Origin of the sequence: Paraburkholderia sp. RL17-373-BIF-A, from assembly GCF_046030175.1 — a bacterium.
Lineage (GTDB): Bacteria > Pseudomonadota > Gammaproteobacteria > Burkholderiales > Burkholderiaceae > Paraburkholderia.
Genome location: NZ_JARESO010000019.1, coordinates 147,901 through 166,765 on the forward strand (window position 1 = coordinate 147,901; position 18,865 = coordinate 166,765).

At 63.0% G+C, this 18,865-nt stretch carries 19 protein-coding genes; 5 read left to right on the forward strand and 14 right to left on the reverse strand.

The window, feature by feature from the left end; all coding sequences use genetic code 11:
• The first annotated feature begins 46 nt into the window (after positions 1-46).
• Both P0D80_RS23920 and P0D80_RS23925 read left to right on the forward strand, forming a co-directional pair.
• Entirely contained in the window at positions 47-1,837 is a 1,791-nt protein-coding gene (locus tag P0D80_RS23920; protein ID WP_408286987.1) for a M61 family metallopeptidase, read from the forward strand.
• 153 nt (positions 1,838-1,990) lie between these two features.
• Positions 1,991-2,587 (forward strand): FMN-dependent NADH-azoreductase, encoded by a 597-nt coding sequence (locus P0D80_RS23925; RefSeq protein ID WP_132376788.1) that lies wholly within the window; start codon positions 1,991-1,993, stop codon positions 2,585-2,587.
• A 110-nt stretch (positions 2,588-2,697) separates the two neighbouring features.
• Here the strand turns inward: P0D80_RS23925 and P0D80_RS23930 are convergent, their stop codons facing one another.
• From P0D80_RS23930 to rpe, 8 genes are all read right to left on the reverse strand, one after another.
• Positions 2,698-3,546 carry a uracil-DNA glycosylase gene (locus P0D80_RS23930; protein ID WP_408286989.1) on the reverse strand — a complete coding sequence of 283 codons (849 nt, stop codon included), beginning with the start codon at positions 3,544-3,546 and terminating at the stop codon, positions 2,698-2,700.
• Between the two features lie 46 nt (positions 3,547-3,592).
• Positions 3,593-4,219, reverse strand: a complete 627-nt coding sequence (locus P0D80_RS23935) for a CYTH domain-containing protein (protein ID WP_408286990.1) — start codon at positions 4,217-4,219, stop codon at positions 3,593-3,595.
• A 46-nt stretch (positions 4,220-4,265) separates the two neighbouring features.
• Entirely contained in the window at positions 4,266-5,051 is a 786-nt protein-coding gene (trpC, locus tag P0D80_RS23940; protein WP_408286991.1) for an indole-3-glycerol phosphate synthase TrpC, read from the reverse strand.
• A gap of 18 nt (positions 5,052-5,069) precedes the next feature.
• Positions 5,070-6,101 (reverse strand): anthranilate phosphoribosyltransferase, encoded by a 1,032-nt coding sequence (trpD, locus tag P0D80_RS23945; protein WP_408179107.1) that lies wholly within the window; start codon positions 6,099-6,101, stop codon positions 5,070-5,072.
• Between the two features lie 17 nt (positions 6,102-6,118).
• Complete coding sequence (locus P0D80_RS23950) at positions 6,119-6,721, reverse strand: aminodeoxychorismate/anthranilate synthase component II (RefSeq protein ID WP_408286992.1); 603 nt, start codon at positions 6,719-6,721, stop codon at positions 6,119-6,121.
• Positions 6,722-6,734: 13 nt separating this feature from the next.
• Positions 6,735-8,228 carry an anthranilate synthase component I gene (gene trpE / locus P0D80_RS23955; protein ID WP_132376793.1) on the reverse strand — a complete coding sequence of 498 codons (1,494 nt, stop codon included), beginning with the start codon at positions 8,226-8,228 and terminating at the stop codon, positions 6,735-6,737.
• Between the two features lie 370 nt (positions 8,229-8,598).
• On the reverse strand, positions 8,599-9,315 hold the full coding sequence (locus P0D80_RS23960) for a phosphoglycolate phosphatase (RefSeq protein ID WP_132376794.1): 717 nt from the start codon (positions 9,313-9,315) through the stop codon (positions 8,599-8,601).
• 15 nt (positions 9,316-9,330) lie between these two features.
• Positions 9,331-10,014 (reverse strand): ribulose-phosphate 3-epimerase, encoded by a 684-nt coding sequence (gene rpe, locus P0D80_RS23965; protein ID WP_408286994.1) that lies wholly within the window; start codon positions 10,012-10,014, stop codon positions 9,331-9,333.
• Between the two features lie 279 nt (positions 10,015-10,293).
• Here rpe and apaG point away from each other — a divergent pair, with 279 nt between their 5' ends.
• Positions 10,294-10,668, forward strand: a complete 375-nt coding sequence (gene apaG / locus P0D80_RS23970; RefSeq protein ID WP_132376796.1) for a Co2+/Mg2+ efflux facilitator ApaG/CorD — start codon at positions 10,294-10,296, stop codon at positions 10,666-10,668.
• 57 nt (positions 10,669-10,725) lie between these two features.
• Here apaG and P0D80_RS23975 read toward each other — a convergent pair whose 3' ends face one another.
• Positions 10,726-10,887 carry a hypothetical protein gene (locus tag P0D80_RS23975; protein WP_012434443.1) on the reverse strand — a complete coding sequence of 54 codons (162 nt, stop codon included), beginning with the start codon at positions 10,885-10,887 and terminating at the stop codon, positions 10,726-10,728.
• A 28-nt stretch (positions 10,888-10,915) separates the two neighbouring features.
• Here P0D80_RS23975 and mltA point away from each other — a divergent pair, with 28 nt between their 5' ends.
• Positions 10,916-12,040 carry a murein transglycosylase A gene (gene mltA, locus P0D80_RS23980; protein WP_408179110.1) on the forward strand — a complete coding sequence of 375 codons (1,125 nt, stop codon included), beginning with the start codon at positions 10,916-10,918 and terminating at the stop codon, positions 12,038-12,040.
• A 59-nt stretch (positions 12,041-12,099) separates the two neighbouring features.
• Here the strand turns inward: mltA and paaK are convergent, their stop codons facing one another.
• From paaK to paaN, 5 genes are all read right to left on the reverse strand, one after another.
• The gene (gene paaK, locus P0D80_RS23985; RefSeq protein ID WP_408286996.1) at positions 12,100-13,404 is read right to left on the reverse strand and encodes a phenylacetate--CoA ligase PaaK; all 1,305 of its coding nucleotides are present in this window, start codon (positions 13,402-13,404) and stop codon (positions 12,100-12,102) included.
• A 180-nt stretch (positions 13,405-13,584) separates the two neighbouring features.
• Positions 13,585-14,046, reverse strand: a complete 462-nt coding sequence (gene paaI, locus P0D80_RS23990) for a hydroxyphenylacetyl-CoA thioesterase PaaI (protein ID WP_408286998.1) — start codon at positions 14,044-14,046, stop codon at positions 13,585-13,587.
• A 1-nt stretch (position 14,047) separates the two neighbouring features.
• Positions 14,048-14,839 (reverse strand): 2-(1,2-epoxy-1,2-dihydrophenyl)acetyl-CoA isomerase PaaG, encoded by a 792-nt coding sequence (paaG, locus tag P0D80_RS23995; RefSeq protein ID WP_408287000.1) that lies wholly within the window; start codon positions 14,837-14,839, stop codon positions 14,048-14,050.
• A gap of 50 nt (positions 14,840-14,889) precedes the next feature.
• Positions 14,890-16,092 (reverse strand): 3-oxoadipyl-CoA thiolase, encoded by a 1,203-nt coding sequence (pcaF, locus tag P0D80_RS24000; RefSeq protein WP_408179115.1) that lies wholly within the window; start codon positions 16,090-16,092, stop codon positions 14,890-14,892.
• Positions 16,093-16,216: 124 nt separating this feature from the next.
• A complete protein-coding gene (gene paaN, locus P0D80_RS24005) occupies positions 16,217-17,917 on the reverse strand; it encodes a phenylacetic acid degradation protein PaaN (protein ID WP_408287001.1) in 1,701 nt (566 codons plus the stop codon).
• Positions 17,918-18,053: 136 nt separating this feature from the next.
• Here paaN and P0D80_RS24010 point away from each other — a divergent pair, with 136 nt between their 5' ends.
• Positions 18,054-18,830: an enoyl-CoA hydratase gene (locus P0D80_RS24010; RefSeq protein WP_408287003.1), complete on the forward strand. Its 777-nt coding sequence runs from the start codon at positions 18,054-18,056 to the stop codon at positions 18,828-18,830.
• The last annotated feature ends 35 nt before the right edge of the window (positions 18,831-18,865 follow it).

The window sequence follows — 18,865 nt, forward strand, 5'->3', positions numbered from 1 at the left end:
GCATCAAGCCCGAACATCCCCGCCTCACCTCTTCTAATCGCCGCCGATGAAGCCGATCCGCTACACCATCGTTCCCAAGCAACCCGCCGCTCACTTGTTCGAAGTCACCGTGACCGTCGCCGATCCCGATCCGGCCGGCCAGCGTTTCATGCTGCCGGTGTGGATTCCGGGCAGCTACATGGTGCGCGAGTTCGCCCGCAACATCGTGACGTTGCGCGCCTTCAACGACGCGGGCCGCAAAGTGCGCGTCGAGAAGACCGACAAGCACACGTGGCAGGCTGCGCCGGTCAAGGGCGCGCTGACGTTGCGCTATGAGGTCTACGCGTGGGATCTATCGGTGCGCGCGGCGCATCTCGACGATACGACGGGCTTTTTCAACGGCACGAGCGTGTTCCTCTCGCCGCTCGGCCATGAAGAGGCGCAGTGCGTGGTCGATATTCAGAAACCCGAAGGCGCGGCGTATCGCAACTGGCGTGTCGCGACCGCGCTGCCGGAGGCGCGCGGCACGAAGCGTTACGGTTTCGGCGAGTATCGCGCGCATAACTACGACGAACTGATCGATCATCCCGTCACGCTGGGCGAATTCGCGCTGGCGACGTTCAAGGCGCATGGCGTGCCCCACGACATCGTGATCGCAGGACGCGTGATCGGGCTCGACATGGTGCGTCTGTCCGCCGACCTGAAGCGCATTTGCGAAGCGCAGATCGCGTTGTTCGAGCCGAAGTCGAAGAAAGCGCCGATGGATCGCTACGTATTCATGACCCAGGCCGTCACCGATGGTTATGGCGGCCTCGAACACCGCGCTTCAACCGCGTTGATCTGCAATCGCGGCGATCTGCCGGTGGCAGGGCGCGAGGCGCTCACCGAAGGTTACCGGACCTACCTCGGCCTGTGCAGTCACGAATACTTCCACACCTGGAACGTGAAGCGCATCAAGCCGGCCGTGTTCGCGCCGTACGATCTGAGCGTCGAAAACTATACGTCGCTGCTGTGGTTGTTCGAGGGCTTCACCTCTTACTACGACGACCTGATCCTCGTGCGCAGCGGCCTGATCTCGCAGGACGACTACTTCGGCATGCTCGGCAAGGTGATCGGCGGCGTGCAGCGCGGCAGCGGACGTCTCAAGCAGACCGTCGCCGAAAGCTCGTTCGACGCGTGGGTCAAGTACTACCGCCAGGACGAGAACGCGCCGAACGCGATCGTCAGCTACTACACCAAGGGCTCGCTGGTCGCGCTCGCGTTCGATCTGACGATCCGCGCGCAGACCAACAACCGCAAATCGCTCGACGACGTGATGCGTCTGCTGTGGCAGCGCTTCGGCCGTGACTTCTATCGCGGCAAGCCAGTCGGCGTCGACGAAAGCGAGATCGAAGCGATTTTTGCGGAAGCGACCGGCGCGAAATTGGCCGAGTTGTTCGCCGAAGCCGTCCACGGCACGCGCGATCTGCCCCTCGACACGCTGCTCGCACCGTTCGGCGTCGAAATCGCGCCCGAAGTGGACAAAAACGCCAAGCCGTCGCTCGGCGCGCGCATGCGCGGCGGCGCGGATTGCACGCTGGCAGCGGTTCATGACGGCAGCGCCGCACAAAAGGCAGGGCTCTCGGCCGGCGACGTGCTGATCGCGCTCGACGGCCTGCGCGTGACGGGCTCGAATCTTGACGGGCTGCTCGCGCGCTACCAGCCGGGCGCGAAAGTCGAGATTCACGCCTTCCGCCGCGACGAGTTGCGCATCGCGCAAGTCAAGCTGGACGGGCCTGAGGTAGCGCGCTACAAGCTTAGCGCCAGCGACAAGCGCCCCGCCGCGCGCAAGGCTCGCGAGCGCTGGCTGGCTAGCTGATCGTCATCCGGGCCGTCCCAACGGACGGCCCGTGGTGGCGGATTGTTCTACCAGTGCAACGATCCGTCGCCGCCGGATGGCTTTTTCCCGAGGCGGTAAAAAAACACAATGGCTCCATTCGCGCAACACTGCGCGCCCCAACTGGAGTCAACCATGACCACGATCCTGCAAATCAACTCGGCAGCCCGCTCGCAAGGCGCAAACTCGACGTTGCTCGTCAACGAGCTGACCGCAAAACTGCAACAATCGAATCCGGGCGCGCAAGTCGTCGTCCGCAATCTGCAAGCTGAACCGCTGCCGCACCTGGACGACGCCGTCCTCGGCGCGTTCTTCACGCCGGCTGAGCAACGCACGGCCGAGCAAGCCGCGATCGCCGCGCGCAGCGAAGCGCTGATCGCCGAACTGCAAGCCGCCGACATCGTCGTGATCGGCGCACCGATGTACAACTTCGGCATCTCGTCGCAACTGAAGACGTACTTCGACTTCATCGCCCGTGCCGGCATCACGTTCCAGTACACGGCGAACGGTCCGGAAGGTCTCGTGAAGGGCAAGAAGGTTCACGTCGTGTCGGCACGCGGCGGCAAGTATCTGGGCACGCCGAACGACAGCCAGACGCCGTACCTGACGAGCTTCCTGGGCTTCCTCGGTATGACCGATGTCAACTTCATCTACGCCGAAGGCCTGAACATGGGCCCGGACGCTGCCGGCGCCGCGCTGGCTTCCGCGCGCGAAGCGATCGCTGCTGCGTAAATCTGGCTGCGCCGCTTCGATGCGGTCGATAGCACCGGAATGAAAAACGCCACGAACCTTGGGTCCGTGGCGTTTTTTCTTTGTGGCGCGATGCCGGATGCCGGCGGTTTTTACGCGAGCATTTGCGCTTCGTCGGGCAGGCGCCAGTCGATGGGTTCGCGGCCGTGCTGCGCGAGATAGTCGTTGGCCTTCGCAAAATGCCCGCAGCCGAGAAAACCGCGATGCGCCGACAGCGGCGACGGATGCGGCGCCTCCAGGACGTAATGCGACTTGCCGACGAGCAGCGCGCGCTTGGCTTGCGCATGCGCGCCCCACAGCATGAACACGAGGCCGTCATGGCGCATCGCTAGTTCATGGATCAGCGTGTCGGTGCATTTTTCCCAGCCACGTTTCGCGTGGCTGGCGGCGGAATCACGCTCCACGGTCAGCACCGTGTTCAACAGCAGCACGCCTTGCTTCGCCCATGTGTCCAGACAACCGTGACGGGGCGTCTCGTGACCGAGGCTTGCGGCGATTTCCTTGAAGATATTGCGCAGCGACGGCGGCGTGCGCACGTCCGGCGCCACGGAAAACGCGAGGCCGTGCGCTTGCGGCGTGCCGCGGTCTTCGCCGTGGTACGGGTCCTGGCCGAGGATGACGACTTTCACTTCGTCAGGACTGGTCAGACGCAGCGCGCGGAACACGTCGGCGGGATAGACGGTTTTGCCGGCGGCGCGCTCACCGTCGACGAAACGGCAGAGCGGCGCGTAGGCGTCGCTTTCGATAAACGGTTTGAGGTGTGCGCGCCATGCGGGCGGCAGGGTGTCGAACTGGGCCTCGAGTGTTGGCGGCCGCGTGGCGGCGCTGGCGCTGGTTTGCTGCGGCTGCGCGTGCGTCATGTCAGTGGCCGGTGCAGACGCGGCGTCGCCGAACAGCGATGCCTGCGACGGATTGGAGCGGGTACGGGAAGCGGAGGTCATGGCGGGGAAGTGTCGCAGCAAACGCGGCGTTGCTCAAGGTGTCGCCTCAACCAGCCCGCAACTTATAACCGCGCTGCGCCTTGCTGATATTGTCCGGTGCGAGACCGGCTATCTGTTTACCGAGTTCCGCGGCGAGTGTGTGAAGCGCGGCTTCGTCGCCGGACTTCAGTTCGAGCTCGACTTCCGAGATCGGCGCGCGACGCGTTTCGCTATCGACCTCGGCGAACACGTCGCCCTGATCGATCGCCGCTTCGATGTCCGAGCCGTCCACTTCGACACGCCACAGCGTCCGGGTGAAATTCGTGCGGAACAATTCGACGAGTTCGGGCGCTGCCTGACGCAAAGCATCCGCGGCGGACGGTTCGTCGCACTCGCGTAACAACGCATCGATCTCCAGCTTTTCACCCGCCACCGGCATTTCCCATTCATGCCGGCTGTGCAAACCTTCTCTGGCGTTGCCCACCGTCTTGAAGGTCTGCAGCCAGCCGTCCGGCGTCTGACGCAGACGCAACGCGCTCTTCGAACCCGCCAGCGTCAGCTCGGGCGTGTCGAAGTAAATATTCACCAGCTTGATCGGACGGCCCGTCCCACCTGCGCGCGCGATGAACCATTGCGTCGCCGCTTGCACCTGCGCGGGCGGCAGCGCCAGTTTGATTTCGCGTTCCATGCCCATGATCTGCTCCGCTATGTGCGCCGCGTGCCGTGTGTCGACACCGTGCTCAGAAAAACATCCGAGCAAGCTCCACGCCCGGCTCGTCCGCGCGCATGAACGCTTCGCCGACGAGGAACGTGTGCACGTCCATCGCGCGCAGGCGTTCCACATCGGCGCGCGACAGAATGCCCGACTCCGTGACGACGATGCGGTCCTCCGGAATCGCTTCGAGCATGCCGATCGTCGTTTCGATCGACGTCTCGAAGGTGCGCAGATTGCGGTTGTTGATACCGATCAACGGCGTTTTCAGCGTGAGGGATTCCATCAGCTCATGCTGGTCGTGGACTTCGACCAGCACGGCGAGACCGAGCGAATGCGCGAGCGCTTCGAGATCCTGCATCTGCGAGGTTTCGAGCGCGGCGGCGATCAGCAGGATCGCGTCCGCGCCCATCGCGCGGGCTTCGACGATCTGGTACGGATCGACGATGAAGTCTTTGCGCAGCACCGGCAAATTGCAGGCCGCGCGTGCTTCCTGCAGATACGCGACGCTGCCTTGAAAGAACTGCACGTCGGTGAGCACGGACAGGCAGGCCGCGCCGTGCTTTTCATACGAACGCGCGATCTCGGCCGGCACGAAGTGCTCGCGCAACACGCCTTTGGACGGGCTCGCTTTTTTGACTTCGGAGATCACCGCGGCGAGACCCGCCGCGTGTTTCGCGCGCAATGCGCCGACGAAATCGCGCAGGTCGCGCGACGACGCTTCCAGGCGCAGCTCTTCGAGCGGCGCGCTCTGTTCGGCCGCGCGGACTTCTTCGCGTTTGACCGCGATGATACGGTCGAGGATGTCGCTCATAAATGTCTCGCTACGTGATTACTGCTTGAATTGCTGGGTGAAGCGGACCAGCTCGTCGACTTTCGCGCGGGCCTTGCCGCTCGCGATCGCTTCGCGCGCCAACTGGATGCCATCCGCGATCGACGAAGCCACGTTCGCCGAATACAGGGCAGTGCCCGCATTCAGCGTGACGATCTCGCGGGCGACGCCCGGCTTGTTGTCGAGCGCTTCGAGCAGCATTGCTTTCGATTCGGTGGCGTCGGCCACTTTCAGCGTGCGGTTCGACACCATCTGCATGCCGAAGTCTTCCGGGTGAATTTCGTACTCGTGGATCTGGCCGTCGCGCAGCTCGCCGACTTGCGTCGCCGCGCCGAGCGAGACCTCGTCCATGCCGTCCATACCGTACACCACCAGCACGTGCTTCGCGCCGAGGCGCTGCATCACGCGCACCTGAATGCCGACGAGGTCCCCGTGGAACACGCCCATCAGTTGATTGGGCGCGCCGGCCGGATTGGTCAGTGGCCCGAGAATATTGAAGATGGTCCGCACGCCGAGTTCGCGGCGCACCGGCGCGATGTTCTTCATGGCCGGATGATGGTTCGGCGCGAACATGAAGCCCATGCCGGTTTCCGCAATCGACGCCGCCACCTGTTCCGGCTGCAGATCGATATTCACGCCGAGCGCTTCGAGCACGTCCGCGCTGCCCGACTTGCTCGACACGCCGCGGCCACCGTGCTTTGCGACCTTCGCGCCGGCCGCGGCGGAGACGAACATGGTCGCCGTGGAAATGTTGAAGGTGTGCGAGCCGTCGCCGCCGGTACCGACGATATCGACGAAGTTCGAGTTGTCCGGCACGTCGACGTGCCGGGCGAATTCACGCATCACCGTGGCGGCGGCGGTGATTTCGCCGATGGTCTCTTTTTTGACGCGCAAGCCGGTGATGATCGCGGCCGCCATCACGGGCGAGAGTTCGCCGCGCATGATGAGCCGCATCAAATGCAGCATTTCGTCGTGGAAAATCTCGCGGTGCTCGATGGTCCGTTGCAGCGCTTCCTGGGGCGTAATCGACATGATGTCGTCTCTCTTCATCAGGCGTTGCGGTTGGACGTTTGCGCGCTCGCGAGCTTCGACTGCTTCACGAAGTTTTCGAGCAGCGCGTGGCCGTGTTCGGACAGGATCGATTCCGGATGGAACTGCACGCCGTCCACGGCCAGTTCCTTGTGGCGCACACCCATGATCTCGCCGTCTTCGGTCCATGCCGATACTTCGAGGCAGTCGGGCAGCGATTCGCGTTCGATCGCGAGCGAGTGGTAGCGGGTCACGACGAAATGCTTCGGCAGGTCGGCGAACACGCCTTTGCAGTCGGTTTCGATCGTGCTGACCTTGCCGTGCATGATGGTTTGCGCGCGCACCACGCGCCCGCCGAAAGCCTCGCCGATCGCCTGATGGCCGAGACAGACACCGAGAATCGGCGTCTTGCCGGCGAATTCACGCAGCACGTCGAGCGTGATGCCGGCATGTTGCGGATTGCTCGGACCGGGCGACAGACAGATGCGCTCGGGGTTGAGCTTCGCGATTTCGTCCAGCGTGATTTCGTCGTTCCGATAGGTGCGCACGTCTTCGCCGAGTTCGCCGAAGTATTGCACCAGGTTGTAGGTGAACGAGTCGTAGTTGTCGATCATTAGCAGCATGGTGTGTCTCCGGTCAGAAGTCGCTATCGAGGCCGTCTTGAACCTGTTCGGCGGCGCGCAACACGGCGCGCGCCTTGTTCTCGGTCTCTTGCCATTCGGATTCCGGCACCGAATCCGCGACTACACCCGCTGCCGCCTGCACGTACAGATTGCCGTTCGCGATCACGCCGGTGCGGATCGTGATGGCCAGATCCATTTCGCCGGTGAACGACAGATAGCCGACCGCACCGCCGTACAGGCCGCGCTTCACGGGCTCCAGTTCGTCGATCAATTCCATCGCGCGGACCTTCGGCGCGCCCGACAGCGTGCCGGCCGGGAAGGTGGCGCGCAGCACGTCGAAATTGGTGGTGCCGGGTTTCAGCTTGCCTTCGACCGAACTCACGATGTGCTGCACGTGCGAGTACTTTTCGATCACCATCTTGTCGGTGACGACCACCGAGCCGATTTGCGCGATGCGGCCTACGTCGTTACGCGCGAGGTCGATCAGCATGACGTGTTCGGCGATTTCCTTCGGGTCGTTCAGCAGCTCGGTGGCGAGTTCCGCATCGCGTTCCGGCGTATTGCCGCGCGGACGCGTACCGGCGAGCGGCCGGATCGTGACGATGCGATCCTCACCGCGCTTTTCCTGGCGCACCAGGATTTCCGGCGATGCGCCTACCACGTGGAAGTCGCCGAAGTTGTAGTAATACATATACGGCGACGGATTCAGCGAGCGCAGCGCGCGGTACAGCGAGAGCGGATTGTCGCGGTACGGCTTGATCAGGCGCTGGCCGACCTGCACCTGCATCAGTTCGCCGGCGGCGATGTATTCCTTCGCCTTGCGCACGGCCGCCAGGTAATCGTCCTTGGCGAATTCGCGGTAGGTCTCGGTGCGCACACTCGCCGACGTGACCGGCGGTTGCACGGTGGTGCGCAAACGCTGGCGCAGTTCGCGCAGCCGCTGTTTGGCTTTCGTGTACGCCTCGGGCTGCGTCGGATCGGAGTAGACCACCAGGTAGAGCTTTCCCGCGAGATTGTCGATCACCGCGACTTCCTCAGTCAGCAGCAACTGGATGTCGGGCAGATTCAGATCGTCTTTCGGTGCCGTGTGCGCGAGCTTTTTCTCGATGTAGCGCACCGCGTCGTAACCGAAATAACCGGCCAGACCGCCCGCGAAACGCGGCAAGCCGGGGCGCTGCGCCACTTTGAAGCGGCCCTGGAATTGCTGGATGAATTCGAGCGGGTCGCCCTCGTGCGTTTCGACGACCTTGCCGTCGCGCACCACTTCTGACACGCCGTTGCGGGTGCGCAGCAGCGTGCGCGCCGGCAGGCCGATGAACGAATAGCGGCCGAAACGTTCACCGCCCACCACCGACTCCAGCAGGAACGAGTTCGCGCCGTTGCGTTCGCTCTGCGCGAGCTTCAGGTACAGCGAGAGCGGCGTTTCGAGGTCGGCGAGCGCTTCGGCGATCAGCGGAATGCGGTTGAAGCCCTCATTGGCGAGGGACTGAAATTCGAGTTCGGTCATGTTCCGATCCTGTACGGTGGTCCGGCGGCAGTGTGCGTCGGACAAAGCGGGTCATTGCGCGGCCGGTCAGGCGTTCGTTCGACGTATCGACACGATGATACCGACCGGCGCGAGTTTCCCATCGACGCGTGCAAGGGATTTCAGCGCACAGATGTACTTTGCGGGTACACGCAGGCCGAATCAACCGATGCAGCGAAACAAGATGATGGAAAAAACGCGTGAGCGCAGCGAAGTAAAAAACGGTTGCCGAAGACGAGCTTCAGCGTACCTCAGGCGAGGTTAGCGCGACCAGCGACGCCAGGGCCAGGCTCCCCGGTCGATGCTAATCAGACTCCGTTTTTTATTCAGAAACATGAGGATGAAGGACTTTTCAAGTCGTGGAATGGTGCGCTGCGATCGCCTTGGCGGCGCCGAGCAGCGAGTCAACTATACCATCGGATTTTATTGTTTGTATAGCTTGGCCGTGGTTGTAGCCGTACGGCACCGTGAGCGTCGCCATGCCCGCCGCGCGGCCCGCCAGCGCGTCGTTTTCCGAATCGCCGATGGCCACCGTGGCTCGCGGTTCGACGCCCAGTTGTGCCGCGGCGGTCAGCATGGGCAGCGGATCCGGCTTCTTTTTCGCCAGGCTGTCGCCGCCGATCACGACGCTGAAATACTGCGCGAGCCCATACTGCTGCAGCAACTCCACTGCGAACCGGTGCGGCTTGTTGGTCACGCAGGCGAGTTTGAGACCGGCCTCGCGCATGGCGATCAGGCCGGCTTCGACATCGGGATAAAGCCGCGTGTGCGTGCCGTTGATCTTCGCGTACTCCTCCTGATAGATCGCGAGCGCTTCGTCGAAGCGGTCTTGCGCATGCTCCGTTTCGAAGCGCGGCGCCAGCACGCTGCGGATCAGATGCTCTGAACCCTTGCCCACATAACCGACCACCTCCTCGCGCGACGTTTCTTCTGCGTCGAGTTGCGCGAGCATGCCGTTCAGGCCGGCGGTGAAGTCGTCGGCGGTATCGATCATCGTGCCGTCCAGGTCGATGATCGCGGCTTGCAGGCGTGGGCTGGTGAAGGTCGGAGCGGGGAACGGAGTAGTCATGTTGCTTACAAGTGCTCAGTGCTGAATGTTGGCGAGCGCCGCGCGCATCTTTTCGATCACGACCTTGTGGTCGGGCTGGCCGAAAATCGCCGAACCGGCCACGAAGGTGTCCGCGCCGGCCGCCGCGATTTCAGCGATGTTGTCGACCTTCACGCCGCCGTCCACTTCCAGGAAGATCTGGCGGCCGGTGCGTTCCTTGTAGGCGTCGATCCGCTTGCGCGCTTCGCGCAGCTTGTTGAGCGCTTCCGGAATGAACGACTGCCCGCCGAAGCCCGGATTCACCGACATGATCAGCACAAGATCGAGCTTATCCATCACGTGATCCAGATAATTCAGCGACGTGGCCGGATTGAACACCAGGCCGGCCTTGCAGCCGTGGTCGCGGATCAGCGACAGCGTGCGGTCGATATGGTCCGAGCCTTCCGGGTGAAAGCTGATCAGGTTCGCGCCGGCCTTGGCGAAGTCCGGGACGATGCGGTCGATCGGGCGCACCATCAGATGCACGTCGATCGGCACGTCGACATGCGGGCGGATCGCTTCGCAGACCAACGGGCCGATGGTCAGGTTCGGCACGTAATGGTTGTCCATCACGTCGAAGTGAATCCAGTCGGCGCCGGCGGCGACGACGTTGCGGACTTCCTCGCCGAGGCGGGCGAAGTCGGCTGACAGAATGCTTGGAGCGATGCGGAATTGCGTCATGGCAGGGGCGGAGGCAAGCGGGAAAGCGCCATTTTACAGTTTTGTGCGCGGGCGTTCCGGTTCACGGACGCATTCGGGGGCGGCTCGTCGTTTGAGCGGCGAACGCGACAAAACGCCTTACTCGCTCTTGTCCAAAGGGATTTGTCCGGTTGCGGGCGTGCCGCGCATCAAGCAGAATGCCAAAACCATCAGCGCCGCTTCGCCAATGCGCCCGCAAACCATTGGCGTTCGGGCTTTCCCGCGATTTTTCACACCCCGTTTCAGCAGACCGGAATCAGGATGAGCCAGTACGAATTCAGCGTCTCGGCGCAGGTGCAATATCTGCCCGAAGAGTCGGACCCGGAGCGCCGCCAGTATGCGTTCGCATACACGCTGACTATCCGTAACACCGGCCAGGTGCCCGCGCAATTGATCGCGCGCCATTGGGTGATCACCGACAGCGACAAGAACGTGCAGGAAGTGAAGGGCCTGGGCGTGGTCGGGCACCAGCCGTTGCTCAAACCGGGCGAGCATTTCGAGTACACGAGTTGGGCGGTGATTGCCACGCCGGTCGGCACCATGCGCGGGGAATACTTCTGCGTGGCCGAGGACGGCGAGCGTTTCGAAGCGCCAGTGCCGGAGTTCATCTTGCGCATGCCGCGCACCTTGCATTGAACCGAGGGCGTGGCCCGCGGTCTTTAAGAAGCTCAATGCGCGGTTAAGCGCGCAGCATTACTGCGATTTTTGCTGCTTTTGCTGTTCACTCGCGTTGGCGCGCGCCGCTTTCTTCTTGCCGGACGACGTCCACACAACGATAAAGACGAGCAGGAAGAGCGCGAGGAGCGATTCCAGCGCGAAGATGAGCATCGGGTATTCGTCGAACAGATCAGACATGGCGGTTTCCATCAAGAACGAACATTGTATGCGTTTTGTCCGCACGGCCGGAGCATGGCTCGGAGCGCTTTCGGTTGCGGTGATGCTGGCGTCCTGCGGTGGCGGCGGAGCGATCCGGCCTTCGGTTTCGCCCCCCACGGGTGCCGCGATCATACCCGGACAGATCGCCGCGACACGACTGACCGCCGTTGCGTGGCAGCAAGTGCCGGGTTGGCAGGACGACTCGTTGATAGGCGCAACGGCCGCGTTGCGGCAAAACTGCGTGAGGCTCGCACGTCAACCGAACTGGGCGCGCGCATGTGCCGCAGCCTCGCAAATCGACGACCTCGACGTCACCAGTGCGCGGGCTTTTTTTGAAGCCTATTTCACGCCATTCCAGTTAGCGAATACCGACGGCACCCTCGACGGTCTCGTCACGGGCTACTACGAGCCCTTGCTGCGTGGTTCGCGTACGCGGCACGGTGTGTATCAGACCGCGTTGTATCGCTGGCCGGCGAGTTATCGCGCGGGCGCGCCGCTGCCGGCGCGTGCGCAACTCGAACGCGCAGGTGTGCTCAACGGTAACGAACTCGTGTGGGTCGATGATCCGATCGAAGCTTTCTTCCTGCAGGTGCAGGGGTCCGGGCGCATCGTGATGGAAGACGGCAGCGTCATGCGTCTGGGCTTCGGCGGTACCAACAATCAGCCGTACAAGTCGATCGGACGTTGGCTGCTGGATCGCGGCGAACTGACGCCCGCGCAGGCGACCATGCAGGGCATCAAGGCGTGGGCACGCGCGAACCCGACGCGCGTCGATGCGTTGCTCGATACGAATCCGCGCTTCGTTTTTTTCCGCGAGATGCCTTCCGGCGAAAGCGTGCCGAGCGGCGGCGCGGACGGCCCAATCGGCGCGCTGGGTGTGCCGCTAACGCCGGAGCGGTCGATTGCAGTCGATCCGACGTCGATTCCACTTGGTACGCCGGTGTTTTTGCAGACCACGCGTCCGTTGACGAACTCGCCGATGAATCGCCTCGTCTTCGCGCAAGACACGGGTTCCGCGATCAAGGGCGGCGTGCGCGCCGATTATTTCTGGGGCCTCGGCGACGACGCCGGCGATCTGGCCGGCAAGATGAAGCAGGGCGGCCGGATGTGGCTGTTGCTGCCGAATTCTTGAGGGTTGAGTAGCGCGTGGCGCGGTGCGGGTCCGCCGCGCCGCGCGTTACTTCCTGCTTGTTACAGCCCCGACTTGCGCTTGTCCACCACGCGCCGCGCCTTGCCGACCGAACGCTCGATCCCGTTCACACCCAGCACGTTCACCACCGCGCTCACGCCGATCAGCGCCTTGATGTCATAGGTCAACGCCTGCTTGGCCGTGTTCAACGCGGCCGTATCCGGCGCCGATTCCGGGCAAGGTTCGACGTTCAACGTCAACACGTCGAGCGGGCCTTCCTTGGTCAGCACGATCTGATAGTGCGGCGCGAGCGCGTGCTGCTTGAGCAGCAGTTCCTCGATCTGCGTCGGGAACACGTTCACGCCGCGCACGATCATCATGTCGTCCGAGCGGCCGGTGATCTTTTCCATCCGACGCATGGTGCGGGCGCTGCCCGGCAATAGGCGCGTCAGGTCGCGCGTCCGGTAACGGATGATCGGCAGCGCCTCTTTGGTCAGCGACGTGAACACCAATTCGCCGAGTTCGCCGTCCGGCAGCACCTCGCCGGTTTCGGGATCGATGATCTCGGGATAGAAATGATCTTCCCAGATGGTCGGGCCGTCTTTCGTTTCCACGCACTCAGACGCCACACCCGGGCCCATCACTTCGGACAGGCCATAGATGTCGACAGCATCGATGCCCATGCGCTTTTCGATTGCCTGACGCATGTCGTTGGTCCACGGTTCCGCGCCGAAGATGCCGAGGCGCAGCGAACAATTGGCCGGGTCGATGCCTTGACGCTCGAGTTCGTCGGCAATGGAGAGCATGTAGCTCGGCGTCACCATGATGATGTCCGGCCGGAAGTCCTGGATCAGTTGCACCTGCTTTTCGGTCTGGCCACCACCGAACGGGATCACAGTGAGCCCCGCGCGTTCGGCGCCGTAGTGCGCGCCGAGACCGCCCGTGAACAGGCCGTAGCCATAGCTCACGTGAACCTTGTCGCCACGCTTCGCACCGGCGGCGCGGATCGAACGCGCGACGAGATTCGCCCACGTGTCGATGTCGCGCGCGGTGTAGCCCACGACGGTCGGCTTACCCGTGGTACCGGACGATGCGTGAATCCGTGAAATCTGTTCCTGAGGCACGGCGAACATACCGAACGGGTAGCTGTCGCGCAGATCCTTCTTGGTGGTGAAGGGGAACCGCGCCAGGTCCGCGAGGGTTTTCACTTCGCTCGGATGAACCCCGGCTTCGTCGAATTTGTGTCGATAAACCGGCGAGTTTTCATAAGCGTGGTTCAACGACCATTTAAGCCGTTCAAGTTGAAGCGCGGCAAGTTCGTCGCGGCTGGCGGTCTCGATCGGATCGAGCGGAAGGGCGGTGGTCATCGAATGTCTCCTTGCTGCCTCAATGCTTGGGTCTGAAATACGCGCGCTTGCGCGCAAAAACCTGGGGCTGGCTGCTGTTTAGCGGTGTGGCGGCGAAGAGCCGCTACTGGGCCGCGAATCTGTCATTGGTTTGCTGCGTGGTGTCTCGGAGTTATAGCGTTTGCTGCGAGGTTGCTGTTATCACTCGCCTGTCGGAATCAGATTGCCTTTGATTTGCGCCGATTTGCCGCGGAACATTGCAACGGTTTCTTCGGCACGGTTCGTCACGCGAATGTCGTAGATGCCGGTTCGGCCACTCAGCGTCTGCTCGACGGCTTCCGCTGTCAGCACGTCGCCCCCTCGCACGGGCCGCAGAAACTCGATCGAGCATCCGGCGGCAACCGTGTTGATGTTGTACGTGTTGCAGGCGAACGCAAAGGTCGAATCTGCGAGCGTGAAAATCAGGCCGCCGTGGCAAATCTGATGGCCGTTCAGAAAGTCCTCACGTACGGCCATGCGCAGGCGCGCGTATCCGGGGCGTACTTCGACGATTTCGAGGCCGAGCGCGCGGCTGCACGCGTCGTTCTCGTACATTGCAGCAGCAGTCGCGCGGGCGAGTTCGTCGGGTGTCATCTGATTGGGATGGTTGGCTTGAGCGGACATGTCAGCGGCCCTCGAAGCGCGGCGCGCGCTTTTCAACAAAGGCTTGCACGCCTTCTGCGTAGTCGTGGGAAGCACCCAGTTGACGTTGCAAATCGCGTTCGAGATCGAGTTGCTGGTCGAGCGTTTGCGTCGCGCCCTTCCGCATGGCCTGCTTGATTGCGGCGATGGCGCGCGTGGGTTGTTGCGCAAGTTGAGTCGCAAGTTTCGCCGCAATGGCGGCGAGTTCCGCGTCGTCGACTGCTTGCCAGATCAAGCCCCAGCTTTCGGCTTTTTCCGCGCTGAGTTTGTCGCCGGTGATGGCGAGCCCTAACGCGCGAGCCATGCCGACGCGCTGCGGCAGGAACCATGTGCCGCCCGAGTCCGGCACGAGGCCGATCTTCACGAACGCCTGAATGAAGCTGGCGGAGCGAGCCGCGAGGACGAGGTCGCACGCGAGCGCGAGATTGGCGCCCGCGCCGGCGGCCGTGCCGTTCACCGCGGCGATGACCGGCAGCGGCAAAGCTTGCAGGCGGCGAATCAGCGGATTGAAATGTTGCTCGATCAGTTCGCCCAGATCGGTCATGGCGCCTGGCGTGAAGTCGAGGTCGGCGAGATCCTGGCCGGCGCAAAAGCCGCGGCCCGCGCCGGTGAGCACAAGCGCGCGGGCGCCGGACGTTTCGACCTCGTCGAGCGCGGCGCTCAATTCCTGATGCATCGCGCGCGTGAAGCTGTTGAGTTTGTCCGGCCGGTTCAGCGTGATGGTTGCGACATGGCTCGACGCGTCGATGTCCAGTCGAATCGCTTCATATGACATTGGGTGTCTCCTCAAAGTCTCTTTGACCGATGCGCGCTGTGGCGTCGACCTCAGATTCGCTCGATGACCAGCGCGATGCCCTGGCCTACGCCGATGCACATTGTGCAAAGCGCAAAGCGGCCATTGGTCCGTTCCAACTGGTACAACGCGGTCGTGATCAAACGCGCGCCTGATGCGCCCAGCGGATGACCAAGCGCAATGGCTCCGCCGTTCGGGTTGACGCGCGGGTCGTTGTCGCGCAGACCGAGCGTGCGCAGAACAGCCAGGCCTTGCGATGCGAAGGCTTCGTTCAACTCGATCACATCGAGCTGTTCGAGCGTCATGCCGAGTTGCTTCAACAGCTTTTGCGTGGCCGGCGCCGGACCGATACCCATGATGCGCGGCTCGACGCCTGCTGTTGCCATGCCCACCACGCGGGCGCGGCGACGCAGTCCGTATTGATCGGCGGCCTGCTGGTTTGCGAGCAACAGTGCGCACGCGCCGTCGTTCACGCCCGACGCATTGCCGGCCGTCACGCTGCCGTCCGGACGGACCACGCCCTTGAGCTTGCCCAAACTTTCGAGCGAAGTTTCGCGCGGGTGTTCATCGAGCAGCACGCGTACGGGGTCACCCTTCTTCTGCGCGATGTCGACGCCGACAATTTCTTGGGCCAGCGTGCCGTCCTGCTGGGCCCGAGCGGCTTTTTGCTGGCTCGCCAGCGCAAACGCGTCCTGATCAGCACGGCTCACGCTGAATTCGACGGCAACGTTTTCCGCGGTCTCAGGCATTGAATCGACGCCGTACTGACGTTTCATCAGCGGATTGATGAAGCGCCAGCCGATGGTCGTGTCGTAAATGTCGGCCTGACGCGAGAACGCGCTAGTCGCCTTGCCCATGACGAACGGCGCACGCGTCATGCTTTCGACGCCGCCGGCGATCATCAGGCGTGCTTCCCCCGCCTTGATGGCGCGCGCCGCGGTGCCGACCGCGTCCATACCCGATCCGCACAAGCGGTTGATGGTTGCGCCGGGTGCTTCGGTGGGCAAGCCGGCCAGCAACGCGGACATACGGGCGACGTTGCGATTGTCTTCGCCGGCCTGGTTCGCGCAGCCATAAATGACGTCGTCGAGAGCGCGCCAGTCGACGCCGGGATTGCGTTCGATCAGCGCCTTGATCGGCACCGCGCCGAGGTCGTCGGCGCGGACATCTTTCAGGGCGCCGCCGTAGCGGCCGATTGGAGTGCGAATCGCATCGCAAATGAAGGCGTCGTTCATATGGATTCCTGCTGGGGCGGATCGGCGTGAGGTGCCGATCCGATGTCTCATGTTAGTTTGGGTGCACAGCCAGGTCCATTCGGCCAAACGGCATAGGACGAAGCCGTGTTTTGTCTTATGCCATTCAGCCAGCTACCGCCGGCGCCGCTTTCGGTTCAACATGAACCCGGCTTTGAACTACGCGGAAGCGATTCGATACGAAGGCGGCGTCCGCCAGCGCGGCATTGGCCGCCGGGTTCGCGCCCGTGCCGTGGAAGTCGGAAAAGGCTGCCGACTGATTGACGAACACACCGCCGGTCAAATTGATCGACAAGGCCACACCACCGCGGATCGATGCTTCGTGCGCTTCTTCCAGCACCGCGTCGTCCGTGCTGTACACCGACAGCGTCAGCGCACCGTGCTCGGCGGCGATCGCGCCGGCGAGATCGAGCGACTGCGCAGTCGAGTCCGTCGCGATCACGAACGAGATCGGGCCGAACCATTCTTTGGTGAACTGTGCTTGGTCGGTGGCGGCATCCAGTTGAAGCACGAGCGGCGTGCGCACGCGGGCCGCGGCAAATGCGGGATGTTCGAGCGTCAGGCTCTCGACGAGCACGCGGCCGAGTTTTGCGGCATCGTCGATGCGTTGAGTCACGCCTTCGTTCTGAATCGCGCCGAGTAGTTCGACAGCGCGAGCCGGGTCGGCCACGAGTTTTTGCACGGCGCCGGCAATGGCTTGAGCGACTTCGTCAAAACCGAGCGTGCCTTCCGCAGTGCGGATGCCGCCGCGCGGCACATAGATGTTTTGCGGCGCGGTGCACATCTGGCCCGAGTACAGCGCGAGCGAGAAGGCGATGTTGCGGGCGGCGGCCTTGATGTCGTCGACCGAGTCGATCACGATCTGGTTCACGCCGGCTTTTTCGGTGTAGACCTGCGCCTGATGCGCATTGCGCTCGAGCCACGTGCCGTTTTGCGTGCTGCCCGTGAAGTCGATGAGTTTGATTTCCGGGCGCAGGGCCAAGTCTTGGACGAGTGCACCGTCGTTCGGTTCGGTGGCCAGCAAGGTAACGACGTTCGGATCGAATCCCGCTTCGCGCAAAACGTCACGCGCAATTCGCACGGTCAGCGCGAGCGGCAGAATTGCGCCCGGGTGCGGTTTGACGATGACCGTGTTGCCGGTGGCCAGATCGGCGAAGAGGCCCGGATAGCCGTTCCACGTCGGGAAGGTGCAGCAGCCGAGCACGAGGCCGGTGCCGCGCGGCACAACGGTGTAACGCTTGTGCATGGCGAGCGGCGGGTTCTTGCCTTGCGGCTTTTCCCAATAGGCGTCGCCGGGAATGCGGCGCAATTGGTCCCATGCGTACACGACGGCTTCAAGCGCGCGGTCTTGCGCGTGCGGGCCGCCGGCTTGGAAGGCCATCATGAACGCCTGACCGGTCGTGTGCATCACGCTGTAGCCGATTTCGAAGCTGGCGCGATTCACGCGGGCAAGGATTTCGAGGCACACGCCGATCCATGCCCGCGGGCCCGCCGCGCGCCAGTCGCGCTGGGCGGCGGCGGCGGCCGCGATCAGAGCGGCGGGGTCGGCCTTCGGATAGCGCACGCCGAGCGGGAATCCGAACGGTGAGACTTCGGCGCCGACGGTTTCGCCCGTCGACGGTTGGTCCAGCTGGAACGTTGCGTTGAGGTGCGCTTTGAATGCGGCTTCGCCGTCCGCGTTGGCCGTTTCCCCGTACACTTTCGGACTGGGCATTTCGACGAACGGGCTCCAGTAGCCGCGCGTTTCAACCGCGGTGAGTGCCTTTTGCAGCGTGTCTTCGTGCTTGGTGAATAGCGGATGTGTCATGGCAGAGGGGCTTGGCTGTACGTTGGGAAAAGCCTGTCGAATAATTGACCGACCGGTTGGTTGGTGAATGGTAGCATTATTAAGATGGCCGCGCGAAGTGTTTTCGCGCGCAATTTTTCTACCCTTGGGAGGCGGCATGGCTTACGAGAACATTCTGGTTGAGACGCGGGGACGAGTCGGCTTGATCATGTTGAATCGTCCGAAGGCGTTGAACGCTCTGAATGACGCGTTGATGGACGAGTTGGGGACGGCGCTGCGCGAGTTCGATGCGGACGACGCGATCGGCGCGATCGTGGTCACGGGCAGTGAAAAAGCGTTCGCGGCCGGTGCCGACATCGGCATGATGTCCACCTATACCTATATGGATGTCTATAAGGGTGACTACATCACCCGCAACTGGGAAACTGTTCGCTCCATTCGCAAGCCGATCATTGCCGCAGTGGCCGGGTTCGCGCTCGGCGGCGGCTGCGAGTTGGCGATGATGTGCGACATCATTTTCGCCGCCGACACGGCAAAGTTCGGCCAGCCGGAAATCAAGCTCGGCATCATGCCGGGCGCTGGCGGTACGCAGCGCTTGCCGCGCGCCGTCTCCAAGGCGAAGGCAATGGACCTCTGCCTGACCGCGCGGTTCATGGATGCCGCCGAAGCTGAGCGCGCCGGATTGGTGTCGCGTGTGATTCCGGCTGCTTCCTTGGTGGACGAAGCGGTGGCTGCGGCTGCGACGATTGCAGAATTCCCCCTGCCGGCAGTGATGATGGTGAAGGAATCGGTCAATCGCGCCTACGAAACGACGCTCGCGGAAGGCGTGCATTTCGAGCGGCGCCTGTTCCATTCGCTCTTCGCTACCGAAGATCAGAAGGAAGGTATGGCCGCGTTCGTGGAGAAGCGCAAACCGGTGTTCAAGCATCGTTAATACGCTTGTCAAAATAACGCTTGCAAGGCGGAGTC